At 65.3% G+C, this 26,471-nt stretch carries 27 protein-coding genes and 2 pseudogenes; 18 read left to right on the forward strand and 11 right to left on the reverse strand.

The window, feature by feature from the left end:
- Positions 1-86 precede the first annotated feature (86 nt).
- Positions 87-206, forward strand: coding sequence for an H-NS family nucleoid-associated regulatory protein (locus tag PVT71_RS28505; protein WP_260350332.1), 120 nt, complete (start codon positions 87-89; stop codon positions 204-206).
- 826 nt (positions 207-1,032) lie between these two features.
- Complete coding sequence (locus tag PVT71_RS28510) at positions 1,033-2,211, forward strand: MFS transporter (protein ID WP_353476802.1); 1,179 nt, start codon at positions 1,033-1,035, stop codon at positions 2,209-2,211.
- Between the two features lie 65 nt (positions 2,212-2,276).
- Here the strand turns inward: PVT71_RS28510 and PVT71_RS28515 are convergent, their stop codons facing one another.
- Positions 2,277-2,510, reverse strand: coding sequence for a WGR domain-containing protein (locus tag PVT71_RS28515; protein WP_353476803.1), 234 nt, complete (start codon positions 2,508-2,510; stop codon positions 2,277-2,279).
- Positions 2,511-2,648: 138 nt separating this feature from the next.
- On the opposite strand from PVT71_RS28515, the gene PVT71_RS28520 reads away from it, so the two are divergent.
- From PVT71_RS28520 to PVT71_RS28560, 9 genes are all read left to right on the forward strand, one after another.
- Positions 2,649-2,837: a hypothetical protein gene (locus PVT71_RS28520; protein ID WP_353476854.1), complete on the forward strand. Its 189-nt coding sequence runs from the start codon at positions 2,649-2,651 to the stop codon at positions 2,835-2,837.
- A complete protein-coding gene (locus tag PVT71_RS28525; RefSeq protein ID WP_353476804.1) occupies positions 2,834-3,151 on the forward strand; it encodes an NIPSNAP family protein in 318 nt (105 codons plus the stop codon). Before PVT71_RS28520 ends, PVT71_RS28525 begins: the two co-directional genes overlap by 4 nt.
- A gap of 150 nt (positions 3,152-3,301) precedes the next feature.
- On the forward strand, positions 3,302-3,631 hold the full coding sequence (locus tag PVT71_RS28530) for a PRC-barrel domain-containing protein (protein ID WP_353476805.1): 330 nt from the start codon (positions 3,302-3,304) through the stop codon (positions 3,629-3,631).
- 329 nt (positions 3,632-3,960) lie between these two features.
- Positions 3,961-4,050, forward strand: coding sequence for a K(+)-transporting ATPase subunit F (gene kdpF, locus PVT71_RS28535; RefSeq protein ID WP_353476806.1), 90 nt, complete (start codon positions 3,961-3,963; stop codon positions 4,048-4,050).
- A gap of 11 nt (positions 4,051-4,061) precedes the next feature.
- Positions 4,062-6,074: a potassium-transporting ATPase subunit KdpB gene (gene kdpB, locus PVT71_RS28540; RefSeq protein WP_353476807.1), complete on the forward strand. Its 2,013-nt coding sequence runs from the start codon at positions 4,062-4,064 to the stop codon at positions 6,072-6,074.
- Positions 6,075-6,140: 66 nt separating this feature from the next.
- The gene (kdpA, locus tag PVT71_RS28545) at positions 6,141-7,802 is read left to right on the forward strand and encodes a potassium-transporting ATPase subunit KdpA (protein ID WP_353476808.1); all 1,662 of its coding nucleotides are present in this window, start codon (positions 6,141-6,143) and stop codon (positions 7,800-7,802) included.
- Between the two features lie 24 nt (positions 7,803-7,826).
- Positions 7,827-8,399: a potassium-transporting ATPase subunit C gene (locus tag PVT71_RS28550; protein WP_353476809.1), complete on the forward strand. Its 573-nt coding sequence runs from the start codon at positions 7,827-7,829 to the stop codon at positions 8,397-8,399.
- A 9-nt stretch (positions 8,400-8,408) separates the two neighbouring features.
- Positions 8,409-11,048 (forward strand): sensor histidine kinase KdpD, encoded by a 2,640-nt coding sequence (locus tag PVT71_RS28555; protein WP_353476810.1) that lies wholly within the window; start codon positions 8,409-8,411, stop codon positions 11,046-11,048.
- A complete protein-coding gene (locus PVT71_RS28560; RefSeq protein WP_353476811.1) occupies positions 11,045-11,755 on the forward strand; it encodes a response regulator transcription factor in 711 nt (236 codons plus the stop codon). Before PVT71_RS28555 ends, PVT71_RS28560 begins: the two co-directional genes overlap by 4 nt.
- Positions 11,756-12,167: 412 nt before the next feature.
- Here the strand turns inward: PVT71_RS28560 and PVT71_RS28565 are convergent, their stop codons facing one another.
- The 3 genes from PVT71_RS28565 to PVT71_RS28575 form a co-directional block, all read right to left on the reverse strand.
- Positions 12,168-12,458, reverse strand: coding sequence for a type II toxin-antitoxin system RelE/ParE family toxin (locus PVT71_RS28565; protein ID WP_353476812.1), 291 nt, complete (start codon positions 12,456-12,458; stop codon positions 12,168-12,170).
- Between the two features lie 3 nt (positions 12,459-12,461).
- Complete coding sequence (locus PVT71_RS28570; protein ID WP_353476813.1) at positions 12,462-12,725, reverse strand: type II toxin-antitoxin system ParD family antitoxin; 264 nt, start codon at positions 12,723-12,725, stop codon at positions 12,462-12,464.
- Between the two features lie 194 nt (positions 12,726-12,919).
- The gene (locus PVT71_RS28575) at positions 12,920-13,255 is read right to left on the reverse strand and encodes a hypothetical protein (RefSeq protein ID WP_353476814.1); all 336 of its coding nucleotides are present in this window, start codon (positions 13,253-13,255) and stop codon (positions 12,920-12,922) included.
- Between the two features lie 209 nt (positions 13,256-13,464).
- On the opposite strand from PVT71_RS28575, the gene PVT71_RS28580 reads away from it, so the two are divergent.
- The 3 genes from PVT71_RS28580 to PVT71_RS28590 all read left to right on the forward strand — a co-directional run bounded on the left by PVT71_RS28580 (position 13,465) and on the right by PVT71_RS28590 (position 17,253).
- Entirely contained in the window at positions 13,465-13,794 is a 330-nt protein-coding gene (locus PVT71_RS28580) for a type II toxin-antitoxin system PrlF family antitoxin (protein ID WP_353476815.1), read from the forward strand.
- Positions 13,791-14,270, forward strand: coding sequence for a type II toxin-antitoxin system YhaV family toxin (locus PVT71_RS28585; RefSeq protein WP_353476816.1), 480 nt, complete (start codon positions 13,791-13,793; stop codon positions 14,268-14,270). The genes PVT71_RS28580 and PVT71_RS28585 overlap by 4 nt, the downstream gene beginning before the upstream one ends.
- Before the next feature lie 1,874 nt (positions 14,271-16,144).
- Positions 16,145-17,253 (forward strand): IS3 family transposase gene (locus tag PVT71_RS28590; RefSeq protein WP_353475490.1). Its coding sequence is split into 2 segments (ribosomal slippage): positions 16,145-16,394 and positions 16,394-17,253, totalling 1,110 coding nucleotides; the frame shifts between segments, so codons are not numbered across the junction.
- 204 nt (positions 17,254-17,457) lie between these two features.
- On the opposite strand, the gene PVT71_RS28595 is transcribed toward PVT71_RS28590, so the two are convergent.
- Positions 17,458-17,784 carry a hypothetical protein gene (locus tag PVT71_RS28595; RefSeq protein ID WP_353476817.1) on the reverse strand — a complete coding sequence of 109 codons (327 nt, stop codon included), beginning with the start codon at positions 17,782-17,784 and terminating at the stop codon, positions 17,458-17,460.
- Positions 17,785-17,933: 149 nt separating this feature from the next.
- Entirely contained in the window at positions 17,934-18,419 is a 486-nt protein-coding gene (locus PVT71_RS28600) for a hypothetical protein (protein ID WP_353476818.1), read from the reverse strand.
- A gap of 567 nt (positions 18,420-18,986) precedes the next feature.
- Here PVT71_RS28600 and PVT71_RS28605 point away from each other — a divergent pair.
- Positions 18,987-19,469, forward strand: coding sequence for a type II toxin-antitoxin system YhaV family toxin (locus tag PVT71_RS28605; RefSeq protein WP_353476819.1), 483 nt, complete (start codon positions 18,987-18,989; stop codon positions 19,467-19,469).
- A gap of 1,534 nt (positions 19,470-21,003) precedes the next feature.
- On the opposite strand, the gene PVT71_RS28610 is transcribed toward PVT71_RS28605, so the two are convergent.
- The 4 genes and pseudogenes from PVT71_RS28610 to PVT71_RS28625 form a co-directional block, all read right to left on the reverse strand.
- Positions 21,004-21,294 (reverse strand): hypothetical protein, encoded by a 291-nt coding sequence (locus PVT71_RS28610; protein WP_353476820.1) that lies wholly within the window; start codon positions 21,292-21,294, stop codon positions 21,004-21,006.
- A gap of 151 nt (positions 21,295-21,445) precedes the next feature.
- Positions 21,446-21,916, reverse strand: a pseudogene (locus PVT71_RS28615) (IS110 family transposase); the annotation flags it as partial.
- A gap of 100 nt (positions 21,917-22,016) precedes the next feature.
- Positions 22,017-22,181: pseudogene (locus PVT71_RS28620) on the reverse strand (transposase); the annotation flags it as partial.
- A gap of 170 nt (positions 22,182-22,351) precedes the next feature.
- Positions 22,352-22,753 carry a hypothetical protein gene (locus PVT71_RS28625; RefSeq protein WP_353476821.1) on the reverse strand — a complete coding sequence of 134 codons (402 nt, stop codon included), beginning with the start codon at positions 22,751-22,753 and terminating at the stop codon, positions 22,352-22,354.
- A gap of 1,213 nt (positions 22,754-23,966) precedes the next feature.
- Between PVT71_RS28625 and PVT71_RS28630 the strand changes: the two genes are divergently transcribed.
- Positions 23,967-24,236, forward strand: coding sequence for a hypothetical protein (locus PVT71_RS28630; protein ID WP_353476822.1), 270 nt, complete (start codon positions 23,967-23,969; stop codon positions 24,234-24,236).
- A 419-nt stretch (positions 24,237-24,655) separates the two neighbouring features.
- Here PVT71_RS28630 and PVT71_RS28635 read toward each other — a convergent pair whose 3' ends face one another.
- On the reverse strand, positions 24,656-24,883 hold the full coding sequence (locus PVT71_RS28635; protein WP_353476823.1) for a hypothetical protein: 228 nt from the start codon (positions 24,881-24,883) through the stop codon (positions 24,656-24,658).
- A gap of 390 nt (positions 24,884-25,273) precedes the next feature.
- On the opposite strand from PVT71_RS28635, the gene PVT71_RS28640 reads away from it, so the two are divergent.
- Both PVT71_RS28640 and PVT71_RS28645 read left to right on the forward strand, forming a co-directional pair.
- Entirely contained in the window at positions 25,274-25,453 is a 180-nt protein-coding gene (locus tag PVT71_RS28640) for a type II toxin-antitoxin system CcdA family antitoxin (protein ID WP_353476824.1), read from the forward strand.
- 463 nt (positions 25,454-25,916) lie between these two features.
- Positions 25,917-26,402 carry a hypothetical protein gene (locus PVT71_RS28645; protein ID WP_353476825.1) on the forward strand — a complete coding sequence of 162 codons (486 nt, stop codon included), beginning with the start codon at positions 25,917-25,919 and terminating at the stop codon, positions 26,400-26,402.
- Positions 26,403-26,471: the final 69 nt, after the last annotated feature.

Below are 26,471 nucleotides of genomic sequence, written 5' to 3' on the forward strand. Positions count from 1 at the left end.
CCTGAAAAATGGACGACTCAAAACCGATTAAATAATATGCACCGAGCCTCGGCGATTGACTGGGCCAGGTCAATAGCTCCCTTGCCGTGTATCGTCACCCCCACCCTGAAAACTCAGAAATCACCTTGAGCGGCCGCGGGCGCAAGCCTGCGTGGCTTTTCGAAGCAATCGCAGATGGGAAAAGCGTGGAAGACTTCGGGATCTGATTGCAAAGTTGCGCGAGCCCGTCCCTGCGCCCCAGCGCGGACCAACATCGCACCTCTATTTCGCCCCTCATGAGAGACAGCAATGCCCATCGGTACTGTCAAATGGTTCAACGCTAAAAAAGGTTATGACTTCATCGCCTCCGATGACCTCCAGGAAGGCCGCGATGGCCGTCAAATAGCGGCGGATCTCGCCCTCGCGTGACACTGCCCTTCCCTGCCTGCGCAGGCCTGAGCTCCACCATCCGGAATGGCCCGCGCAGGCTACTCGGCGCCACTCGGAAGGTTGGCACGACACCCCATCGCCGGCATCGACACAACCCCGAAACCCGCGCACCATGGCCAAGAACGCGGCCTTCACATGATCTCTGGGCGATCCTTGCACCCCTTGCCCGAGAACCTCATGCGACCGCGCCGCGCTCACCGTCGGGCACCAGCCCAAGTCTAGCTGCTCGATGCCCGGTGCCCCGGGGCGAAAGAGTCTCCGTCTTTCCACCGCCCGGCGCTCTCTCTCGGGCACCGCGCTGCCCCAGGTTGACAGATGTCTGGCGACCGATAGGGTGCGGAGCATGAGGTAACGCCCTCACCCATCACGGGAATGAAAGTCCGGGAACGGCCCGGCCCTTGCAGGAGGGCTGGAAGTGCCTCTCAGGCCAAATCTGAAATCCCTTCGTGACGCGACCGGCTTTTCGGCTGGGCATGCCATGTGCCGACGGTGCTGCGGGCCCCGAGGGACGGCGGTCGTAGTGCAAGCCGCTACCACCTTCGCACTCGGCCCTGTTGATCCGTCTAGGGGCCCCTGGAACTCTATTGCCGGAACGAGATCACAATGACCGAAACCAACCTCGCCATGGATGTTCCGAGGCAGTCGCAGCGGGCTCTGCACTCGGCGCCGATGCTGCGCTGGTTCACGGCCTCCGCCGCGCTCACGGTGCCCCAAGCTACCGCTCCCGTCGCATTCTCCCTCGTTGCCTTGTCCATCCTGGGGGACGCGCGCCTCGGTGCCGCAATGGTGCTCGCCATGACGCTGGCGCAGGTCGTCGGGGCGATCCCGATCACCCGGATGGGCAGGGGCAAGTCCATCGCATCCTTCCTGCGCATGCTTGTTCTCTTGCGCAGCGCAGCCTTGGCCGGGATCGTTCTCGGGCTCCATGCCGAGGCACCCTTTGCCGTCCTCGTCACGCTTGCCGCCCTGGCTGGGCTGGTCAACGGTGCGACCTATGGCTATCTGCGCGCCCTGCTCAATACGCTGACATCCGCATCCCAAATGCCGCGAGCCTTGGGCATTGCGGCCACGCTGAACGAGGTCACCTTCGTATTGGGCCCGGTTCTGGCCTCCGGTCTCGGGTCCCTCTCGCCGGCCTTGGCTGTTGCCGCGATGGCGGTTCTGGGTGGCCTGCCCGCGCTGGTGATCTCGGGCGATGCGAGCATGCCCGCTGGGCCTGAAACCCATATGACCGGCCGCCTGGTCACCCCGGAGATCTTCCTCTGGCTCACCTGCGCGGCCGCCGGCGGCGCGACCATCGCCGCCATCGAGATCGGTGCGGTCGCGCTCGCGCTGCAGTTCGGCTTTGATCCGACGATGGCCATCCTGTTCACTGTGCCGCTCTGCGTGGCCTCAGTGCTGGGCGGCATCTGGGTCAGCATCCGCAATCGGGCTTCTTCGCCCCGCGCCGTCGTTGTGCAGCTGGCGCTGTTTTCTCTCGGCATCGGAATGACAGCCCTTTCGGGCGCGCTGGTGCCGACAATACTTGGAGCGGTTCTTGCTGGCCTGATGCTCGCCCCTCTGGGCACGCATTACGCCTTGGTGCTCGATGCGCTCGCGCCGTCTCACCGCCGCGCCGAGCTTTTTGCCCTCTTGCGTACGGCGAATGCGGGCGGCGTCATTGTGACCAGCGCACTTCTGACCCTTCTGCCGCTGAATATGGCTCTCGCGGCCGTCGCAGCATGCATGCTCGTCACGACCGGCGTGGTCGCGCTCAGGACTCTTCGACGTGCGGTGGGTTGAGCGGGGCAGAGAGAACGCATTTCCTACGTCCGCCCGCCCGTTGTCGGAGACATCGGGCGGGAGCGTCAGGCAAACATGGCCAGCTGCTGGGGCTCTACCCAGTAGCCGCGCTGGCGCTTTGCCACCTCGAGGGTGGTGAGCGCGGTGATCGCCTGCTCCCGGTCAGCGAACCAGTCCATGCGGGTCTGGCAACTCAAGCCGACGAGACCCCACTCCTGAAGAAGGGTCCACTCGCCAAAGAGGTTCGGCAGGATTTCCATCCGGCAGAAGAGTGAGCCAGCCCCTTTGAGGTGGTCCACCCACGAAGCCTGAAATCCGATAGGATTTCGGCGAACAGGAGGACTACAGAATGGCTGGAAAGCGTGAGAAGCCGGAAGACATTGTCACCAAGCTGCGCCAGGTCGAGGTGTTGCACGGCCAAGGCCTTCCTCGTCGCGATGACGCGCTACGGATACGATCTCGCGCTACGGTCGCGCGCGCTCACCCCGATCCTCAACCTGCCCACGGCGCTGTTCTACGCGGCGATCCCGCTCGCCGGGGCTGTCATGCTGGCCTATTCGGTCCGTGACCTGTGGTGTGTTCTGCGCGCTGCACCCTCTGAAACAGAAAGGACCTCCCTCCCATGATCTACGACCATCGCACCTACAGCTGCCGCCCCGGCACCATCGCCAGGCATCTGAAGCTCTACGAGGAATTCGGCTGGCCGGTGCAGTCCAGGCATCTGGGGCAGCCGGCGCTCTACATGCGCACGGAAAGCGGCGACGTGAACAGCTACGTGCACATTTGGGTCTACGAGAACGCGGATGACCGGGCGCAGAAGCGCGCAGCGCTGGCCGCGGATCCCGACTGGCAGGACTATCTGAAGAAGAGCGCCGAGGCCGGTTACCTTGTCTCGCAGGTCAACAGCCTGATGACGGGCGTGCCCTTCTTCCGGCCCTGACAACCTGACCGCACCGCCGGGGCACGCGGCCTCGGCGGAAATGCGCTCTCATCCCCCCGCGCACCGCGGCTGCCGCCGGAACATTGCCCCCTGCCCGTCCGTTTTGTTGCCACATCAGGAGGAGATGTCACGATGCATGAGAACTCGACAATGATTTCGTCCGTCAAGGTCAACGGCACGGCGGTCTACTCCCGCTCCGGCGAGCATGTCGGAACGATCGACCACCTCACCATCGACAAAGCGACCGGCAAGGTGGCCTACGCGGTGATGGGCTTCGGGGGCTTTCTGGGGATAGGCGAAGACCACCACCCGATCCCCTGGGCGAAGCTGAGCTACGACACCAGCCGTGGCGGCTACGTGACCGACATCACGTCTGAGCAGCTGGAGGGCGCGCCGGAGCGCGGGGACGACTGGCACCGCGACCGCGACTGGGAAGCGCGCACGCACGACTATTACGGCGTGCCCAACTACTGGGTCTGAGCAGGCTCTTTCCCCTGACCAGAACATGCGGAGCCCGGCCCAAAGGGCCGGGCTCCGGCGTTCCCAAGGCCGTCACGAGGAATCGAACCAGAGCCGGGATCCGGTCCAAGCGGAGTGCGGCATCTCGGCCATTCGAATGTCGGCAAGACCCGGAATGCGACCTATGGGTCGCCTAATGCGCTGGCGCTGCGGCGCAGGCGCGCTCCGCGGCCACAGATTCATCTCGGCGATCTTTACGCATTCCTTATGCGGCCCGCCGGGCTTCCACATGGAGACCTTACGCCCTGATCCCCCAGATAAGGCCGGCAAACCATCTGGAGGATCCTCGCATGGATCTTGATCTCGTACTTGCCGGCGCTGCCGCCGCGGCGCTCTTCGTCTACCTGCTCGCCGTGCTCATGCGGCCCGAGCGGTTCTGAGGGAGGCGCGCATGACACCGCGAACCCCGACGTCGATGTTTTCCGCCGCGCTGCTACGCCCGGCGCTGTGGCAGAGCTTCGCCAAGCTCGCCCCCCGCCAGCTGATCCGCAACCCGGTGATGTTCACCACCGCCGTCGCCGCGGCGCTGGCGACGCTGCTTCTGGCGCGCAGCCTGGCGGTTGGCGGCGATCTTCTCTTCGAGGCGCAGATCACCTTCTGGCTCTGGCTCACGGTGCTCTTCGGCAGCTTCGCCGAGGCGCTGGCCGAGGGCCGGGGCAAGGCGCAGGCCGGCGCGCTGCGCTCGACCAAGGCCGAGCTGCGCGGCCGGCGGCTGAAGAGCAACACGGCGCAGGAGGTGGCCGCCAGCGAACTGCGCAAGGGCGATGTCGTTCTGGTCGAGGCGGGCGAGTTGATCCCGGCGGATGGCGAGGTGATCGCCGGCATCGCCTCGGTCAACGAGGCGGCGATCACCGGCGAAAGCGCCCCGGTGATCCGCGAGGCGGGCGGCGACCGCTCGGCGGTGACCGCCGGCACGCGGGTGCTGTCCGACGCGATCCGTGTCCGGGTGACCGCCGAGCCCGGCGCAGGCTTCATCGACCGGATGATCGCGCTGGTCGAGGGCGCGAGCCGCGCCAAGACGCCCAACGAGGTCGCGCTGACCGTGCTGCTGACCGGGCTCACGCTGGTTTTCCTCGTGGCTGTCGGCACGCTGCCGGCCTTTGCCGCCTATGCCGGCGGCGCGCTGCCGGTGCCGGTGCTGATCGCGCTCTTCGTGGCGCTGATCCCGACGACGATCTCGGCGCTGCTCTCGGCCATCGGCATCGCCGGCATGGACCGGCTGATCAGCTTCAACGTGCTGGCGAAATCGGGCCGCGCGGTCGAGGCGGCGGGCGACATCGACACGCTGCTGCTCGACAAGACCGGCACGATCACCCTCGGCGACCGGCAGGCGGCGGAGTTCCTGCCGCTGCCCGGCATCCGCGAAAGCGAACTGGTCGAGGCGGCTTGGCTGGCGTCGCTGGGCGACGAGACCCCGGAGGGGCGGTCGATCGTCACCCTGTCGGGGCGCGCGGGCAAGGTGCCCGAGGGCGCCGGGGTGGTGGGCTTCACCGCGCAGACCCGGGTCAGCGGCATCGACCATGCCGGGCGGCAGATCCGCAAAGGTGCCGTGGACGCGGTGCTGAGGCTGCAGCCCTTCGATCCCGGCGCCGAGCGCGAGCTGCGCGGCCTTGCCGAGCGCATCGCCCGCGCCGGCGGCACGCCGCTGGCGGTGGCCGAGGGCGCGCGGTTGCTGGGGGTCGTGCATCTCAAGGACGTAGTGAAGGCCGGCATCCGCGCGCGCTTTGACGAGCTGCGCCGTATGGGCATCCGCACGGTGATGATCACCGGGGACAACCCGCTGACCGCCGCCGCGATCGCCGCCGAGGCGGGCGTCGACGACTTTCTCGCCGAGGCGACGCCCGAGGACAAGCTGGCGCTGATCCGCAAGGAACAGGCGGGCGGCAAGCTGGTCGCCATGTGCGGCGACGGCACCAATGACGCGCCGGCGTTGGCGCAGTCGGATGTGGGCGTCGCGATGAACACCGGCACGCAGGCCGCGCGCGAGGCCGGCAACATGGTCGATCTGGACAGCAACCCCACGAAGCTGATCGAGATCGTGGGCATCGGCAAGCAGTTGCTGATGACCCGCGGCGCGCTGACGACCTTTTCGGTGTCGAACGACGTGGCCAAGTATTTCGCCATCCTGCCGGCGATCTTCGTGGCGCTCTACCCGGGGCTGGGCGCGCTCGACGTGATGCAGCTTGCTAGCCCGCGAAGCGCGATCCTCTCGGCGCTGATCTTCAACGCGCTGATCATCCCGGCGCTGGTGCCGCTGGCGCTGCGCGGCGTCGCCTACCGCCCGCAGAGCGCCGCGCGGCAATTGGCCCGCAACCTCGCCCTCTACGGGCTGGGCGGGCTGGTGGTGCCCTTCGCCGGGATCAAACTGATCGACATGGCAGTCGCGGGCCTCGGCCTCGCCTGAGCCCTCCCACTCCCCGTGCCCGACTGCGCGCCCCGCGCGCGGCCCGGCCGATCAAGGACTGACAGAATGACCGAACTTACCCTCATCCTGCTGGTGGTCGGGGGCGCCGCGGCGCTTTCGATCCCGCTCGGTGCCTACATGGCCTGGGCGCTTGACCCCGGCGCCCGCACCACGCGCCGCTGGACGGCCCTTTTCGCTCGCGTCGCTGGCGGCGATGCCGGGCAGGACTGGCGGCGCTACCTCGCCGCGCTGCTGAGCTTCAACGCGGTGATGTTCACGCTGACCTTCGCCATCCTCGCGCTCCAGCAGCACCTGCCGCTCAACCCCGACGGCAAGGGCGCGCTGGGGCTTTCGCTGGTGTTCAACACCGCCGCCTCCTTCACCACGAACACCAACCTGCAGCACTATTCGGGCGAGGTGTCGATGAGCTATCTCAGCCAGCTCGCCGGGCTGATGTGGCTGCAGTTCGTCGCCGCCGCCACCGGCATCGCGGCGCTGGCGGCGCTGGCGCGCGGGCTGGCCGGGCGCGCGGCGCTCGGCAACTTCCTGATTGACCTGCAGCGGGCCACCTTCCTCGTGCTGCTGCCGCTGGCGCTGGTCATGGCGCTGCTGCTGGTCGCGGGCGGTGTACCGATGACGCTGCAGGGCGCGGCCCATGCGACAACGCTGGAGGGCGCGGTGCAGACCATCGCCCGCGGCCCGGTGGCGGCCTTCGTGGCGATCAAGCAGCTGGGCACCAACGGCGGCGGCTTCTTCGGACCCAACGGCACCCATCCCTTCGAGAACCCGACATTCTGGACCAACGCGCTGTCGATGGGGGCGATCCTGCTGATCCCCATGGCGTGCGTCTGGATGTTCGGCCGCATCCTCGGCCGTCCGCGCCATGCGGCAGTGATCTTCGCCGTCATGACGCTGTTCCTGCTGGTCAAGATCGCCGGCGCGCTGACGCTCGAGAGCGCGCCCACAGCTGCGCTGACCGGGCTGCCGGTGGCGCAGGACGTCGGCAACCTCGAGGGCAAGGAGCTGCGGTTCGGCGCGGCGGGCGGGCCGCTCTGGGCGGTGTTGTCGACCTCGACCTCGAACGGCTCGGTGGGGGCGATGCACGACAGCCTCAACCCGCTGACCGGGCTGATGCCGCTGGCGGGCATGTGGCTCAATGCCACCTTCGGAGGCGTCGGCGTGGGCATGGTCAACATGCTGCTCTACGTGCTGGTCGCGGTGTTCATCGCCGGGATGATGGTGGGCCGGACGCCGGACTACCTCGGCCACCGGATCGAGGCGCGCGAGATGCGGCTGGCGGTGCTGGCGCTGCTGTCGCATGCGGTGCTGATCCTCGGCGGCACGGCGCTCTTCGCCGCGACGCCTTGGGGGCAGGCCACGGTTCAGGAGGCCGGCCCGCACGGGTTCACCGAGATCCTCTACGAGTTCAGCTCGGCCGCGGCCAACAACGGCTCGGGCTTCGAGGGGCTGGGCGACGGCACCGCCGCCTGGAACATCGCCACGGGGCTGGTAATGCTGATCGGTCGCTACCTGCCGCTAATCCTGCCCTTTGCGATCATCGGCAGCCTGTCGGCCAAGCGCCGCGGCGCGCAGGGCGCGGGCACGCTGGGGGTCGAGGATGCGACCTTCGGCACGCTGCTGGCGATCACCGTGGTGATCTTCGGCGCGCTCACCTTCCTTCCGGCGGCGGCGCTCGGCCCGCTTGCCGAACATTTCTCGCTGCCCTGAGCGGCGGCAACAGGAGACATGTCCATGTCGAACTTCACCTCCGCCCTGCGTGTCGCACTGGCAACCATGACCCTCTGCGTCGCGGGCTATACCGCGCTGGTCCTGACCGTCGCGCAGCTGGCAACCCCCGGCACCGCGAACGGCTCGCTGATCAGCCGCGACGATGGCGGCATCCTCGGCAGCCGGCAGATCGCCCAGGGCTTCAGCCAGCCGCGCTACATCTGGCCGCGGCCCTCGGCGGCGGGCTACGACGCGGGCGCGGCGGGGGGCTCGAACCTCTCGCCGGCCAACCCCGTGCTGACGGCCCGCGCTGAGGCGCGCATCGCCGCCGAGGGAGGCGCCGGCCCGACCAACCCGATCCCCGCCGATCTGGTCACCGCCTCGGGCTCCGGGCTCGACCCGCATGTCACCGTCGAGGCCGCGCTGTTCCAGGCCGGCCGCGTCGCCGAAGCGCGGCGCGTTCCACGCAGCGCCGTGACCGAGATCGTCGCCGCACAGGCCGAGCCCACGCCGCTGTCCGGGGCGCGGCGGGTCAACGTGCTGGCCCTCAACCTCGCGCTCGATGCCGCGCTGGCGGCGCCGGCGCCGCGCCAGTAGGATGCGCGCATGAGCGACGAGACGCGCCCCTCGCCCGATGCCCTGCTCCGCGAAGCGGAACGCGAGGGGCGCGGCACATTGAAGATCTTCCTCGGCGCCGCCCCCGGCGTCGGGAAGACCTACGAAATGCTGCTCGAGGCCGCCGAGAAGCGCGCCGCGGGCTGCGACCTCGTCGTCGGCGTGGTCGAGACCCACGGCCGGGCCGAGACCGCGGCGCTGATCGCACCGCTGCCGGTGGTGCCGCGCCGCGAGCTCCGCTACCGCGGCCAGAGCCTCTCGGAGATGGACCTCGACGCGATCCTGGCCCGCCACCCGCAGGCGGTGCTGGTGGACGAGCTGGCGCATACCAACGCCCCCGGCGCGCGCCACCAGAAGCGCTGGCAGGACATCGAGGAGCTTCTGGCCGCCGGCATCGACGTGATGACCACGGTGAACATCCAGCACGTGGAAAGCCTCAACGACGTGGTGGGCGCCTTCACCCATGTGCGGGTGCGCGAGACGGTGCCCGACCGCCTCTTCGAGACCGCCGAGATCGAGCTCATCGACCTGCCGCCCGAGGATCTGATCGCGCGGCTCGAGGCGGGCAAGGTCTATATCCCCGAGCAGGCGCGGCAAGCGCTGGCGCACTTCTTTTCCAAGGGCAACCTGCTGGCGCTGCGCGAGCTGGCGCTGCGCCACGCCGCGCAGGTGGTCGATGCGCGCATCCGCGAACATCAGGAGGTCACCGGGCAGGACGGACAGGGCGGCGGCCAGCACGTGCTGGCGGCGGTCTCGGAAGCGCCGGGCAGCGAGCAGGTGGTGCGCGCCGCCAAGCGGCTTGCCGATGCGCTGCACGCGCCGCTGACGCTGCTGCACGTGGAAACCCCCGCCTCCGAGCGGCAGGGTTCCGAGGCACGCACGCAGCTGGCGCGGACGCTGGCGCTTGGCGCCTCGCTGGGGGCGGCGCTGCAGTCGGTGCCGGCGACCTCGGTGCCCGAGGCGATCCTCGCGCAGTGCCGCGAGGCGCGGGCGACGCATCTGGTGATCGGCCGGTCGCAGCGGCTGCGCGGCTGGCGCCGGCCGGTGGTGCGCGCGCTGCTCGACGGCAGCAACGGCACCGCGGTGCACGTGGTGCCGGTCAGCACGTCCGGACTGCGGCGCGACTGGCGGGCGGCCTTTGCCGGCGGCTGGGGCGGCGATCTGGCGGCGATCGCCGGGGTCGGAGCGATGACGCTGCTCGCCTATCTGGCGCAGGGCTGGATCGGGCGCGGGCCGATCGACCTGCTGTATCTGGTGCCGGTGATCGCCAGCGCCAGCCTCTTCGGCTTCCGCGCCGGGCTGATGGCGGCGATCGCGGCGGGCATCGCCTACAACTTCGTCTTCCTGCCGCCGGTCTATACCTTCATCATCTACGGGCCCGCCAACTTGATCACCGCGGTGCTGCTGGTGCTGGTGGCGATCCTCACCGGCCAGCTTGCCGCCCGCGCCCGCGCCGCCGCCGCGCTGGCCATGCGCTCGGCGCGCGAGAACGCGGCGCTGGCGCGTTTCGCGACCCGGCTCGGCGCCGCCAAGGACCGCGCCGAGACTGCGCAGATCGTCTGCGAGGAGATCCGCACGCTTCTGGCAGTGCAGACGCTGGTGCTGCAGGCGCAGGGCGAGGGGCTGGCCATCACCGCCTCGGGCCAGACCCGCCCCGAGCTGACCCCGGTCGACCGCGCCGCCGCCGAGTGGACGCTGGCCCATGGCGAGGCCGCCGGGCGCGGGACAAGCACGCTCAGCGCCAGCGACTGGCAGTTCCGCCCGCTGAAGACCGCGCTCGGCACATTGGCGGTGCTGGGGCTGCGCGGCCCGGCCGGGCGCGACCCGGTGCCCGCCGAGCGCGCCGCGCTGGCGGTCAGCCTGATCGACCAGGCGGCGCTGGCACATGAGCGGCTGAAGCTCGAGACCGAGATGCGCGAGATCGAGGTGATGCGCCAGCGCGACAGCCTGCGCGCCGCACTGCTGGCCTCGCTCAGCCACGACCTGCGCACGCCGCTCACCGCCGTCACCGCCGCCGCCGAGGCCTTGCCTGCCGAGGGTGCCGAGGCCGAGCTGGTGCAGACCGTCCGCACCGAGGCGCGGCGGCTCGGCCGCTTCCTGTCGGACCTGCTCGACCTCACGCGGATCGAGGAGGGCGCCGTCAGCCCCGACCTGCAGCCGGTCGACCTGACCGACGTGATCGCCGCCGCCGTGGCGGACATGTCGCGGCGGCTCGGGGGGCGGGACCTGCGCAGCTCGGTCGATCCCACCCTTCCGCTGGTGCGCGCCGATGCCGCGCTGCTGCACCACGCGCTGCTCAACCTGTTAGACAACGCGGTGAAATACGCCCCCGAAGCCGAGCCCATCGAGATCACCGCCCGCATGGGCCGCCGCGGCCCGGTGATCGACGTGCTCGACCGCGGCCCCGGCATCCCGCCCGGCAGCGAGCAGCGTATCTTCGACCGCTTTGCCCGCGGCGAAAGCTCTGACCGCACTGGCGGCTCGGGGCTGGGGCTGGCCATCGTCAAGGGCTTTGCCGAGGCCATGGGCTTCACCGTCGAGGCCGCAAGGCGCCAGCGCGGCGGCTCGCGCTTCAGCATCCGCATGCCCGCCGAGGCGATCGTCCAGATGCCCATGGAGGACATGGCATGAGCGACCACATCCTGCTCGTCGACGACGAGATGCCGATCCGACGCCTGCTGCGCGTCTCCTGCGAGCGGAGCGGCCACGCGGTCGCCGAGGCGGCAACCGCCGACGAGGCCCTACGGGCGCTCGCCCGCGCGCAGCCAAGACTGGTGCTGCTCGATCTGGGGCTGCCCGACCGCGACGGGCTCGAGCTGATCGGACCCTTCCGCGCGGCGGATGTGCCGATCATCGTGCTGACCGCGCGCGAAGGTTCGGCCGAGAAGGTCGCGGCACTGGATCTCGGGGCCGACGACTACGTGACCAAGCCCTTCGACAGCGAGGAGCTGCTGGCCCGCATCCGCTCCTGTCTGCGCCGCGCCGACCGCAGCAGCGGCACCGCACGGCGGATCGTGGCCGGTCCGGTGGAGATCGACCTCGACGGCCACAGCGTGCGCCGCGATGGCGCCGAGGTGAAGCTGACCCCCAAGGAATTCGCGCTTCTCGCCCAGCTCGCGGCCCATCCAGGCAAGGTGCTGACCCATTCGCATCTGCTTCGCGAGATCTGGGGACCGGCCCATGTCGAACAGGTCGAATACCTGCGCGTGACCGTGCGTGCGTTGCGCAAGAAGCTGGAAGAGGATGCCTCGCACCCGCGGCTCATCCTGAACGAGCCCGGGATCGGCTATCGGTTTCGAGAGCAGGCGCGGCAGGGCGCAAAAGGGGACGCTTCCTGAACAACGTCATGCCTGTGCGCCCCGCGTGCCCCCTGCCCCGGCATTCCGGTTGGGCAAGAAGTTCGTCCTGCCATCTGAAGTAGAGCTCAGGCGAGCGAGAGTGATGCAGCAGCGGGCGAGCGGTTTCAGACTGTTCGTCCTCCGGACACCCTTGATCTCGCATTCAGGTTGCCCGGCAAGCCGATCGCGACGGGACGTCACCACCAGATCGTGGGAATGCTGGCTGCCGCAATATGCGGAGATCGCGTCACTCAAGCCGAGACGGAGTGGTGAATGACCGGTGGGAACATCCGCGAGGACGAGACCTCTGCGGCAGCGAGATACGAATACCCGGTCGAGGCGCCGGGATGGCTCCTTGCTCAAGCAGCAGCATCCAACCATGCCCGGAAGAGTTGGGCGCGTAAACCAAAGGTCAGAGAAATAGCCCGGGCAGATCGCGGGCGCCATGCAACACCCTGACAATCTGCACCTGATCGTCTGCATCCAGGAAGAAGATTAGGTAGCGCCCGTGACGCGCTGCGCGCATCCCTTCGTACACATCGTCGCGCATGGGAAAGCTCTCGGGGCGTTCTGCAACCTGTCCCATCTTCGCTTCAATCTCGGCAAGGAAGGACATCGCTCTCTCAGGATTGTCCAACGCGATGAAGTCCGCAACGTCAACCAGATCGGCGCGGGCCGCCGGCAGAATGACAAGACGTCGCACAGATCAGGACTTCGCCCCGTATCGCGCGCGAAGCTCCGCGAACACTTGGTCAGCCGAAACGCCTGGACCGCTCTCCAGACCAGCCTTGATCGCGTCGCGGAGGGTCTCAAGCTCGCGCCGTTCTGTATCCCGGTTGCGGGCCCAGTCACGCAAGGCTTCGCGCACGACCTCGCTCGTCGATGCATATTCACCCCCTGCCACCGTCTGGCGCAGCACGTCGGCCAGTTCTGCAGGCATCGTGATCGTCATTCTCTCGATCCCAGGCATTGTCATACCTCCTACGGCCATCGACCTACTTTATCATACTTATGATGCAGGAGACAGCGTTCAAGGCCAGCGTTCCCGTGGGAACGAGGTCACAAAATCCTGCAGCGCCTGCGACCTACCACAAGGCCGAAGCCTCGCGCCATAAGGAGCGCTGGTATACGCGCTCGGCTAACGAGGAACTCGAACGGCAATGCTCAGGACCTGCGATCACCGAAGTACGTCGTGTCTTCGGTATTATTGTAGTCGTCGGGATTGAAATCGTTCGGATCGAACGCCTCATCTTCTTCATCAATGCCCGTCAAGTAAGATGTTCCAGTCTCTTCATCGAACACCAAACCGTAGGTCGCACGACCCTCAGACTTGAAACGCCCGTATTCGTGAACGGCCGCGCAAATAAAAGCCAGCACGAAAGGCGACAAGATCAGGACTGCTAGCAGATGAGCTTCGATTGCGGTCTCCTTCAGACGCTTTTCAGCATGGGGTGCCTTCCACGTGGGGACAGCACCGGTGACGTCAGGAGACTGTATCATCAATCACGGCCGGATTCCAATTTTCGGGCGAACGAACTACTAGCTTGTCCCACAGGTCAGGCCTGATGCCCCCTGATGCTCGCGGATTCGCATAAGCGCCATTGAGTTGAGGAGGGTCGACTACCTCCCAGATGTGCTTTCTTAGTGACCTTGAAAAGGTAATGTATTTGCATTACCTTTTCATGTAACCCATCTCTAGGAACATCGGCATGAGCGACGTGCGAGTCCCCCGCTTCGAAGCGACCCTGACAGACAAGTATCAGAACACCGTCCCTGCCGCAGTGCGAAAGGCCCTGCATCTCGGCAAGCGAGACAAGATCGCCTACGTCATCCGGGGCGGTCAGGTGATCCTGGAAAAGGCAGAGCCTCAATACGACCAGGTCGACCCGGCTGTGCAGGCCTTTCTTGGCTTCCTCGAGCGCGAGATGGTCAACAACCCACAGCGCCTGCAGCCCTTCGGCGGTGAAACAAGCCGCCGCGCCGCGGAATTGACCGAAGGCATGGACGTCGATCTGGACGCGCCACTCAACGACGAATGACCGAAGGCCAAGTTCCCGGCGCGCTGGTCGTCAATGGCTGGACACTGCTGCAGGATCCAGCCTTTGCGGAAGGCTATGAGGGTCTCGTCGCGACCGTCGAGGGACTCCGCGAGAAACATCCCGATACCTATCAGGAAAAGGCCACCACGAAAATGCTGGCGGCTATCGAGAAGCTGACCAAGGAGGTCATTCCGGCGGATCCAACTTCCTCTATGTTTGATCTGGGCAACACCATCGGTCCGGAGCATCGCGCCTGGAAGCGGGCGAAGTTCTTGCAGCAGTTTCGCCTCTTTTTCCGCTACGACACGAAGTCCAAGATCATCATCTATGGCTGGATGAATGACGAGAAAACCAAAAGGGCCTACGGCAGCAAGACCGACGCCTACAAGGTCTTCCGGAAGCGCCTTGCGTCGGAAGATCCCCCGACCGACTGGGATGACCTGATCGAGCGGGCCGCGCCGGTCGATCAGCAATGAAGCCCGGTGTCCGAGATAGGTCAAGAAAGAGGACCGCATGGCATCCTCAATCGACCGTCCTCCCGAAGCTATGGCAGCAATGCAGGGGGCGAGAAAAACGGCTCATCATCTCGAGCGCCATGCACTCGCGGTAGTGTACTGGCTCGACGCGGAGTTCCCGAGTCTTGTCGTGTGACATCCCAAAGAGTTCTCTAATTGCCTTGGTCAAGTGCTGCGGCACGCCGTCCGATCCCATCTCCCCCTCAGGGCCCTGGCCCAGTTGTCCGCCGCGTAGGCGGCTGAGAAAGCACCTCCGGCGGGACATGCCGCCGGTGGTGGTGATGTCCGCCGCACCGGCGGAGTGAAGAGCGGGTTTCCGTCCAACGCGGCTCGAACCCATCTTCTGATCATACCCCGTGAGGGTTTACCGAGAGCCGCCTGCCAGGCGGTCGCGGAGATGGGTTTTGGCGGCACCCCGTCCGATCCCATCTCCCTCTCAGGGCTCTTGGCCCAGTTGTCCGCCGCGTAGGCGGCTGAGAAAGCACCTCCGGCGGTGACATGCCGCCGGTGGTGATGTCCGCCGCACCGGCGGAGTGAAGAGCGGGTTTCTGTCCCACGCGGCTCGAACCCATCTTCTGATCATACCCCGTGAGGGTTTACCGAGAGCCGCCGGTCAGGCGGTCACGGAGATGGGTTTTGGCGGCACGCCGTCCGATCCCATCTCCCTCTCAGGGCTCTTGGCCCAGTTGGCGGCCGCGTAGGCGGCTGAGAAAGCACCTCCGGCGGTGACATGCCGCCGGTGGTGGTGATGTCCGCCGCACCGGCGGAGTGAAGAGCGGGTTTCTGTCCCACGCGGCTCGAACCCATCTTCTGATCATACCCCGTGAGGGTTTACCGAGAGCCGCCTGCCAGGCGGTCGCGGAGATGGGTTTTGGCGGCACCCCGTCCGATCCCATCTCCCTCTCAGGGCTCTTGGCCCAGTTGTCCGCCGCGTAGGCGGCTGAGAAAGCACCACCGGCGGTGACATGCCGCCGGTGGTGATGTCCGCCGCACCGGCGGAGTGAAGAGCGGGTTTCCGTCCCACGCGGCTCGAACCCATCTTCTGATCATACCCCGTGAGGGTTTACCGAGAGCCGCCGGCTAGGCGGTCACGGAGATGGGTTTTGGCGGCACGCCGTCCGATCCCATCTCCCTCTCAGGGCCCTGGCCCAGTTGTCCGCCGCGTAGGCGGCTGAGAAAGCACCTCCGACGGGACATGCCGCCGGTGGTGATGTCCGCCGCACTGGCGGAGTGAAGAGCGGGTTTCTGTCCCACGCGGCTCGAACCCATCTTCTGATCATACCCCGTGAGGGTTTACCGAGAGCCGCCGGCCAGGCGGTCACGGAGATGGGTTTTGGCGGCACGCCGTCCGATCCCATCTCCCTCTCAGGGCTCTTGGCCCAGTTGTCCGCCGCGTAGGCGGCTGAGAAAGCACCTCCGGCGGTGACATGCCGCCGGTGGTGATGTCCGCCGCACCGGCGGAGTGAAGAGCGGGTTTCTGTCCCACGCGGCTCGAACCCATCTTCTGATCATTCCCCATGAGGGGTTAGGACAGGCCCGAGCACCCGGCCGCCTAGTGATCGTACCCCGTGATTTACGTACCGCCGTGAGTCACGGAGATTTTTGGCGGCGCCGTCCGATCCCATCTCCTCCCAGCCGGCCCGCCGCGTAGGCGGTTGAAAGCGGCGGTCACGCCGGTGGTGAGATGGGTTTCCGTCCCACGGGGCCCATCTTCTGCCGTCCGATCCCATCTCCCTCCCAGGGCTCTTGGCCCAGTTGTCCGCCGCGTAGGCGGTGAGAAAGCACCAAAGTCCGCGGTTTGAGGTTAGCCTGTTCTCCACACGAGGAGACAGACGATGCGGAAAAGCCGTTTCAGCGAAGAGCAGATCATTGGCATCCTGAAGGAGCACCAAGCCGGCATGGGAGCCAAGGAGCTGTGCCGGAAGCACGGCGTCAGCGATGGCACATTTTACAAGTGGCGCTCGAAGTATGGGGGCATGGAAGTGTCGGAGGCCAGACGGCTGAAGGCGCTTGAGGCCGAGAACGCGAAGCTGAAGAAGATGCTGGCGGAGCAGATGCTCGATGTCGCCACGCTCAAGGAGATGCTGGGAAAAAACTTCTGAAGCCCGGTGCAAGGCGGCGAGCTGTGGACTGGGCCATGAAAGAGAAGAACTACAACCAGCGGCGGGCTTGTGCATTGGCCGGGATCGACCCGCGTGTCTATCGGCGTGGATCAACCAGGCCTGCAGACATCAAGTTGCGAGAGAGGTTGAAGGAGCTGTCCGGCGAACGGCGGCGCTTCGGCTATCGGCGACTGCACCTCCTGCTGGGCCGAGAAGGCTGGCAGGTGAACTGGAAGAAGCTCTATCGGATCTACCGTGAAGAAGGCCTGACAGTGCGCAAGCGCGGCGGTCGCAAGCGCGCGATCGGAACGAGGGCGCCGATGGCGATCCCGCAGGGGCCGAACCAGCGATGGTCCCTGGACTTCGTCTCGGACAGCCTGTCGGATGGGCGCCGGTTCCGTGTGCTGTGCGTCATCGACGACTACAGCCGGGAATGCCTGGCAACGGTCGTGGACACCTCGCTGTCTGGGCTGCGCGTTGGCCGTGAGCTCGACAGCATCGCTCGGGTGCGCGGCTATCCATGCATGGTGGTCAGCGACAACGGCACGGAGCTGACCTCTAATGCCATTCTGAGTTGGCAGGAAGACCGGAAGGTCGAGTGGCACTACATCGCGCCTGGGAAGCCCATGCAGAACGGCTTCGTCGAGAGCTTCAACGGCCGCCTGCGAGACGAGTGCCTCAACGAGCACCTGTTCGCAAACCTGCGCCACGCCCGGGAGCTGATCTCGGCCTGGCGCGACGACTACAATCACCACCGCCCCCACACGAGCCTCGACGGGCTCACCCCGTGGGAGTATCACCAACGGTCAGTAAAGGACCAAACCCTGAACAGAGCGAACTAATAACCGCGGACTCCACGGGGAGCAGGTCACCCGAGCCCCCTGCCCGGCTCCAGGCTGCCAGCCAGCGCGTGGTTCAAGGCGGCGGCGACGTCCGAAAGCCGCGCTCCACTCCAGCGCAATTGCGTACCTAAAGTGTTCGGGCCCGGAAGACTGTAGAGCGTCAACTTTCTTGGCCGGTTTTGACCGCTGCGTTTTTCGTTGATGCTACTGTGCGGTTTCCTCCTCGAGCTTGTCGCTGATGTTGTCGCTGGAGACTATCGGCGGAGCGACAGCCTCGGGTGATTGTCGGGAGGCTGCAGCTCGCCGGCGGTAGCTGTCCCCATGCCCGGCCCTCCAGAGCAGGGCGTCGAAGCTGGCGAGGTCGGTCAGGGTGACAGGTGTGTCTCCCGGCAGTTCGCGCCGCCGCGGTACCAGCATCGGCTTCAGGGCCCGGGCCTCGGTCAAGAGGCCCTCGTCAAGGACGCCGGCGATTAGCCCCGCGAGCTCAACCTCGCAGGCTTCGTCATGGGCAAGCCACAGCAGGTCGACCATCCGGCGACAGGCGTCCCTGCGGGGCAAGGCGGTGGAAAGTGCAGCCCAGGCGGCCTCGTACTCGCTGCGGGGAAACAGGCCATCGCGATAGACCGCCCCTGCTAAGGCCTGCGGCTTGCGGCGCAGGGCGTGGATGACATGGCGGTAGTTTACGCAATGGACACGCGCGCCGTCCCGACGCCCGCGCTGCCTGGGGTGGGTGACGAGCCGGTTAGCGCCGAGGAATGCCTCGATCCGATCGTCGTAGACATGAACCCGCAGCCGCTTGCCGATGAGCTGGAAGGCGCAGAATAAAAGACGGCATGCACCAGGAATCCGCCGGTCTTCGTGACGCGGGAGACAACCTCGGTGAAGTCGGTGGTGCGCCGGATTGGCAGCGGTCGAAGCGCGGCCATCTCAGTGCGCACAGCGGCCTCGCGCCGCCGGTTGCGGCGGGCGACCAGTTCGTCAACGAAGCGCTTCCAGTCGTCGAGCTCGGCGAAGTCGCGGGAGCCGCGCAGGATCAGCGCCTGGTCGAGAGCGTCCTTGAGATGGTTGTTCGGAGCCTCAACGGCGTCGTTCTCGTGGGCCTCCCCGGGATTGTTGCGGCTGGCCAGCATACCGTAATGGGCGCAGAATGCGGCGCGCCGGGTCACGTCCGCCGCGGCATTTGCATCGAGGTTGCGGTAAGGCGGCAGAAAGGCTGTCAGTCCTGTGCTCCTGAGGCACGCCGCCGAGGGTCCAGAGCGCGTTCTGGAGGCTCTCGGCCAACGCCGTGAAGCTCTCGCCACCCAAAACCACGGCAGCGTGTTCCCAGCCGCTGAAGGCCAAGACGAAGCGGAAGAGCCGGTGCTCCAGCGGCACGCCACCGATGGTAACGCCAAGCCTGCCCGCACCCGTGAAGTCCTACAGCGCCATCCGGCCCGGCTCGGGCGCTTGGCGGAAGTTTACATCGCGCTCGGGGCCGTACAGGGCAACCTGCCTGACGGTGCCGGTCAAGATGGTTGTCGCCCACCTGAAGACCCCACTCCGTCTGTCCGCGCTCATCGCCGTACACGCGATCGCCCTAGCATTTCTTTGTCCCCACGACCGCTGCGTTGCTCCTGCGCAAAATTAATCAAGAAAACTAACGGCTCTGCTTTTGGCGGATTCCGAAGAAACCAATTTCCTCGGTGTGAGGGGCAATACCGCAGCTCACTGACCATCCAAAAGGGAACTTGCACATGACCAACTCCGTCACTTGGGGCAAAAATGAAGAGGTCAATGGCTGGACACTGCTGCAGGATCCAGCCTTTGCGGAAGGCTACGAGGGTCTCGTCGCGACCGTCGATGGACTCCGCGAAAAACATCCCGATACCTATCAGGAAAAGGCCACCACGAAAATGCTGGCGGCTATCGAGAAGCTGACCAAGGAGGTCATTCCGGCGGATCCAACTTCCTCTATGTTTGACCTGGGCAACACCATCGGGCCGGAACATCGCGCCTGGAAGCGGGTGAAGTTCCTGCAGCAGTTCCGCCTCTTCTTCCGCTACGACACGAAGTCCAAGATCATCATTTATGGCTGGATGAATGACGAGAAAACCAAAAGGGCCTACGGCAGCAAGACCGACGCCTACAAGGTCTTCCGGAAGCGCCTTGCGTCGGAAGATCCCCCGACCGACTGGGATGACCTGATCGAGCGGGCCGCGCCGGTCGATCAGCAATGAAGCCCGGTGTCCGAGATAGGTCAAGAAAGAGGACCGCATGGCATCCTCAATCGACCGTCCTCCCGAAGCTATGGCAGCAATGCAGGGGGCGAGAAAAACGGCTCATCATCTCGAGCGCCATGCACTCGCGGTAGTGTACTGGCTCGACGCGGAGTTCCCGAGTCTTGTCGTGTGACATCCCAAAGAGTTCTCTAATTGCCTTGGTCAAGTGCTGCGGCACGCCGTCCGATCCCATCTCCCCCTCAGGGCCCTGGCCCAGTTGTCCGCCGCGTAGGCGGCTGAGAAAGCACCTCCGGCGGGACATGCCGCCGGTGGTGGTGATGTCCGCCGCACCGGCGGAGTGAAGAGCGGGTTTCCGTCCAACGCGGCTCGAACCCATCTTCTGATCATACCCCGTGAGGGTTTACCGAGAGCCGCCTGCCAGGCGGTCGCGGAGATGGGTTTTGGCGGCACCCCGTCCGATCCCATCTCCCTCTCAGGGCTCTTGGCCCAGTTGTCCGCCGCGTAGGCGGCTGAGAAAGCACCTCCGGCGGTGACATGCCGCCGGTGGTGATGTCCGCCGCACCGGCGGAGTGAAGAGCGGGTTTCCGTCCAACGCGGCTCGAACCCATCTTCTGATCATACCCCGTGAGGGTTTACCGAGAGCCGCCGGCCAGGCGGTCACGGAGATGGGTTTTGGCGGCACGCCGTCCGATCCCAGCTCCCTCTCAGGGCCCTGGCCCAGTTGTCCGCCGCGTAGGCGGCTGAGAAAGCACCACCGGCGGTGACATGCCGCCGGTGGTGATGTCCGCCGCACCGGCGGAGTGAAGAGCGGGTTTCTGTCCCACGCGGCTCGAACCCATCTTCTGATCATACCCCGTGAGGGTTTACCGAGAGCCGCCGGCCAGGCGGTCACGGAGATGGGTTTTGGCGGCACCCCGTCCGATCCCATCTCCCTCTCAGGGCTCTTGGCCCAGTTGTCCGCCGCGTAGGCGGCTGAGAAAGCACCTCCGGCGGTGACATGCCGCCGGTTGTGATGTCCGCCGCACTGGCGGAGTGAAGGGCGGGTTTCTGTCCCAAGCGGCTCGAACCCATCTTCTGATCATACCCCGTGAGGGTTTACCGAGAGCCGCCTGCCAGGCGGTCGCGGAGATGGGTTTTGGCGGCACCCCGTCCGATCCCATCTCCCTCTCAGGGCTCTTGGCCCAGTTGTCCGCCGCGTAGGCGGCTGAGAAAGCACCTCCGGCGGTGACATGCCGCCGGTGGTGATGTCCGCCGCACCGGCGGAGTGAAGAGCGGGTTTCTGTCCCACGCGGCTCGAACCCATCTTCTGATCATTCCCCATGAGAGGTTAGGACAGGCTCGGGCTACCGCGCCCTCGGTTATACGGCCCACGTCAGGACGTCTCTGCAGCCGGAGGGCGCGTGCTTGGAATACGCGCGTTCTCCGGACGGCGGTGATGTGCCGCGACGACCCCGGCGCCCAAGGCACTGCTGATCTGGACCACCACGAGCTCGCGTGTTCCGGCTGAACGGGCTCGTTGCGAGCTCGACTGTCATCGACACCCAGCGCTGCAACTTGGCAGCAGCCTCGCCTTTGCACCTCTCCGTTTCAAAAACTGTGAAAGCCGATGACAGCTTGCTAAGGGCTGAATCTGCGAGAGCGGCTTGCCAAGGGTTGTCTCGCAGAATTCGGCTTCGGCATCAGGCCCCGACTTCAGGACTTCCTCGACGACGAACATGTCGCGAAGAATTTGCTTGTCTCGTTCGGTGATCTTCACATCGTCATAATATTGCTGACCATTAAACCGCACGACCGCTTCTTTGGAATTGGCGATCTTCGTCATCAACTCGCGGACCTTGGGGTTTGCATATATGTCAGCCCACTTCCATATTTCGGTGTCGTGATCACGCTTCCAGTCTGCGGAGCCCAGTCTCGGCTATCAAAGGTTCTAAGTCAGCTGTTCCCTCGTCAACTACCCGCTGGATCCCTGCGAGATTTGACAGACCCTGAGCTGCGATGAGGCCATGCTCTGCCAAATGGGCCCGTAGCGCATTGATGGTCTGTTTCCTCTGGCGGACAAACAGATCGCGGGTTCGAAAGACCATGGCGCGTGCTTGCTGTCGGGATGACTTCGGCTCGACGAACCTCATGGTCGGCCGGCTGGCTGCTTCAGCTATGGCCTCCGCGTCAGCCGCATCGTTCTTTTGACGCTTGACGAATGGCTTGACGTAGGCAGGCGGCACCAATCTGACGGTATGTCCCAGAGCACCGATCTCACGTGCCCAGTAGTGGGCCGTGGCGCAGGCCTCCATAGCAACCACGCAGGGCGGCAAATCTGCGAAAAATGCCAACACCTGACCCCGTGACAGCTTCTTGCGAATAGCAACGCCGCCATCGGCCGTCGCACCATGAACCTGGAAAACCCGCTTTGCCAAATCCAGCCCAACAATGGTAATTTCTGTCATGGATACTTCCTCCCTCTTGTGATGTGACCCACATCACCTTGGCACATTGCGATGCCGTCGGGGGGGTATCCACCCCATCAGTTCTGGGCGGAAATCAACACCCTGTCGTCTGGCGGAGTGGCAGGCCGAGGAGGACCTTGAGGGCGAGGCAGACCTGGATCGCAGCATCGCTATAGGACTGCTGGCGGCCGCGCCGCCCGGACGGCATCGCCTCCCGCTGCATCGAGGGATCGAACCAGACGGACAGCGAACCGCGCTGCGTCACAGCCTGATTGTAACTGTGTCAGTTGGTGGTCTTGTAGGTCGTCTGCGGAGGTCTGCTCATGCTGCCCGGCTAGCATGCTGGATTCACGAGATGACTCCCCCTGAATTTGCGCAACAGCGCCCTTGCCGGACACAATGGGGTCCCAGACCGATGCCCGGGACCCCTGCCCATTAGGCTGCCAGCGCGTGGTTCAAGGCGGCGACGACGTCCGAGAGCCGCGCTGCGCTCCAGCGCAGGTGGGCATCGAAAGTGCTCGGGCCCGGCAGGCCCCACGCCGTCTGGAGTGCGCAGCGTCCGGGAATGGCACGCAGGGCCTCGAGCAGAACCTCAAGGCAGGTCCTGGCATGGTCGAGCAACTCCCGGAGGTCCTCGGTAGAGGATTCCGGGCCGAGATGAAGCTGGTCCAGCGCCTCGAGCGCGCTGACAGTCTCCCAGCGGCCGGCTTGAGCAAATACGCGGCCCAGCGTCTCCCGCTCTGTGTCGAGCCAGGCGCCGAGACGCTCCAGCCCGATGTCGAGAATGGACACGCCCGCAACGGGCTCGGCGACGTGGGTGAAAATGATCGAGTTCATGATGAACCTCCATCGAAGAGTCCGGGGCAGTTCCGCCCGATGGCCGCGTCGGTTGGGACGGCGATATCGCCGCCGCGGCCGTCAAATTAGGAAGGTCTCTGGTGGTGTATGGAGCCTTGTCTTGCTGCGTCGGAATGAATATTGGCCGACGTTCCAGACAGCGAAGAAGAAAACTGAAAAAACGGGTCAGCATTCGCCACTGCGGACGCCACGACCTGCTCCGCCAGCGCTTCGCTTCCCGAGCGGCGGGCGCAATATCCCTCGCCGCAGATGCCGCAGGAAGATACACTCGACCAATGACGCAGACGGCCGCCCTCCTGATCGTTGCCACTCTGTCCGCATCCGCCTTGGGGTGCGCAATTGTCGTGGCCATGCTGCTGATCAAGAGGCGTAGAGATGATGCTGTTTGGCACCGTGCGTTCAAAAGATCTCGGGGCACCGTCCCGGACGATATTGATCTGGAATAGCGCCTGACCTGCCGCTCCCGCGGCCTCTATCGCGCTGCAGGCGACCAGGGCTGACGGAGCACTCGTCCAAGGCACCGATACCAATGACGATATCGCGATCCAACAGCCCCGCGGCCGCAAGATCATGCGAAATTCTGAGGCTTGCGACATCTTCTTTGCGGCGCCCCCGAACTCCGACGACAAGTCGTGTCACCGACAGTCCAATCACGACCAGGCACCGATACTGTCCCTGACGTCTTCTGCACGGCAGAGGCCTCAAGCGCCGAGGCACGCTTCAGGCGCGTGCCTCGACCCCGAAGGGTCCAATTCCGACGTGACTTCGTCGGGCGAGGGTATACTCTGACAGAGGCTCACCGGAGGAAGAGAACGCGATGCCGCACGCCAAGAACGACCCACCCTGGGTCCCGATCACCGCGACTCTGCGCACAATCGCCCCCAAGGCCGAGCTTCCGGCGCTGGTGCCGTGTGTGACAGGACGGCGCAAGCGGCCCACCGAGCCTCGGATCCACGCCGAGGACGACTGAGCAACGAGCCAGTGCAACACGCGACCACAGCAGCACGCTAACTCTACCACTGGGTCGCAATTCGGGCCAAAACGGTTCCGGCGCCTCCCGATTGTTAATGGCGTGCGCCGAGACGTCCTGATGGTGCCTGACATTCCGTCAACATTTCTAGGAATTTCTTCTTCGTGGCAGGCCAATTTGGCCAATCTTCGTGTCGATTGAAAAAATCCACATGAGGACTCTATGTCACCCGAGAAAATGAAAGCCTTCCTCGATGAATTCGCCCTGCTCTCCGAAAAGCACGGGATCGAAGTAACGTTCCACTGCGGCCGCTTGGCATATGTCCCGCTGAGTGATTGGTTCGAGGGCTACGACGCTTTCGCCACCAGACCTTTCGGCGGCGGCGACCTGTGGGCTGAGGGCCGCTGCAGGGGAACGGACTGCGTAGAAAGTGTAAATCCTGCAAAAATTTCACAGCATGAGCGCCTGATGATCCTCGGGCGCAAGGCGTGAACACCCGCACTCAGCCCGTCCCTGGCAAGACGTTCACCCGCGCCCTCGGTTGCACGGCCCACGTCAGGGCATCTGTGCAGCCGGAGCGCGGTGATATGCCACGACGATCGCGGAGGTATTCAGGGCACTGCAGATCTGGACCATGCCGAGCTCGCTGGTTCAGGCTGAATGGATCCCTTGCGAGCCCGCCTCTCGTCCAGAACCCGTGCTGCAGCTTGGCGGCGGAACCTCGCCTTCACGGAACACGTTCATGGCCTAGCGCGCCACCGATCTGCCAGGGGGTGTTCTGTTGAAGGCCGCCCCTGGGCCCTTTCGACAAACCGTCGTGCAGAACCCACAGTTCTTTTCTGGCAACGACATGGACGGCTCCGAAGAGCCGACTGTGCCAAGCGCAGATTCCTGGATCGGCGCCCGTCCCTTCAAGCTCGCTCGGGAAGCGCGGCTTCAAGCGTGTCGCGCACGACATCCAAGCGCTGCGCGACGTAGCACAACGCATCTTCCCCGGTTTCCGTCCAGATTGCATGCTCGATCTGGATGGGAACGAAGTGCATAACTTCGGCCTCGACGGCGATGGTGCCGATCTCGGTCACGATCTCGGCGTTGAGAAACTGTCCGTCAAAAATGGCGATATTCTGGAGTTTCATCATCTGGCTTTCATTTTTTGGCACCATCGGCGGTGCGGGTTTGCGGCACGAGCGGGCACGCCGCTCGAGAAGAACATGGAACTTTTCGGCCGCGAGAAAAAAATTGGCCGGTGGAAATTTCAAAAAACTTTGAGCATCTGCGTAAGACCCCCTGCGACGCTTGGCGTACCCGAGCCGATGGGGCAGTTTTAACGCCCTTGTGGGAAGGAAGGGGATAGAGGCACTTTGCGAAGTCGCCGGCCCTCCCCCTCCGAGCCGCGCAGCGCTTGCAGGACATCGAGCGCCGCGGACAGAGCCGCGGCGGTCCTGCCGCGCCCATGCCAGACCCTTTCGCCGCTCGACGGACGCGCGGCTGCTCGGCAAGATACAAGACAAAGCAAGGCGGAGGCACCGATGACACGAAGGACCGAAACCCTCGAAGTTGCGCTCGACGCAGCACTTCTGGACGAAGCCCGGCGGCTCGGCGTAGACCTCAGCGCCGCGGCCGAGATCGGGCTTCGGGACGCGCTCCGCCATGCCCGTGTTCAACGCGATCTGGCGGATCTCGCCCAACCGAGCAACGATCTGTCCTGAGGAACTCAACCGCCTCGAAATTGCGACGGAATTCCTGCGACACGCGCCGGAGCTTCTGCGACATGTCGCGGAATTCTTGCGACATTGCGCGGAATTTCTGCGACCCGGCCCGGAATTTCCGCGACATCGCCGCCATAACACTCTGATTTTACGAGACGAATTCGCCCCTGAATCTAAGGAATTGAAAGAATCCCTTGAAAGAGGCCGTCGGCCGCGTTGGAGAGGGCAATTTTGGCCCCGGACGCGCCCTGCGCCGCGCCAACACCAGCACGCCCGGAGCGCGCCATGAGCCCGATCCAGGCGAGGCGCGCCAGGCCGCGCTTGTGCCCGTTTCCCCCGGGGGCAGCTTCAGGGTGCCCGGCACGCCAGGAAAAAATCTCAAACTTGGCGGCCAGGTCGTTTCCGTCCGGGCTCCGTCGCTCCGATTTTAGCTCTACACCACAACACAGAAAGGCTCAGCTCGATGACGTGCTGCATTTTCCAGTCCCCCGCCAGCGCCGCATTCTTCGGCTTTGACCAGGTCGAGATTCTCGAGGAAGCCGCGCGCTACCTGCGCAAACAGCTCACTCCCAATCGCGTCATCCGGTTGGCCGAATTGGACGGCTTCGTCCCGATCCAAATCCGATGCACGCCCCGCCCGGACCTCATGTCCGGTGATGGCTTCTTCCTCGAGGTCTCGCTCAACTTCTCCATCGGCGAGGAGATCCATGCGATCTGTGGAGAGACTTACCTCGCGGCGAATACCGAAGGCGCGCGCCTCGGCATCATCTTTGAGGCAATCGACGACAGCATTGATACCTACCTCGAAATCCGGGAAGACATTGCAGCCCGGCGACGAGAGGACTTCAGCGCAGCAACCGTCCCTGCCCAGAGCACTAATCCTCAGGTGCAGGACGTTGCCACCGATTACCGGCACAGGGTCGTGGTCCTGCACCTGCCACGCGGTTGATCCCGGTCGCAAATCACCCCTTGCCCACCGTCTCGCGGCGGCGGGCAGGCTCCCCGCTTTTGACCTTTT

This window comes from Salipiger sp. H15 (assembly GCF_040409955.1).
Taxonomy (GTDB): domain Bacteria; phylum Pseudomonadota; class Alphaproteobacteria; order Rhodobacterales; family Rhodobacteraceae; genus Salipiger.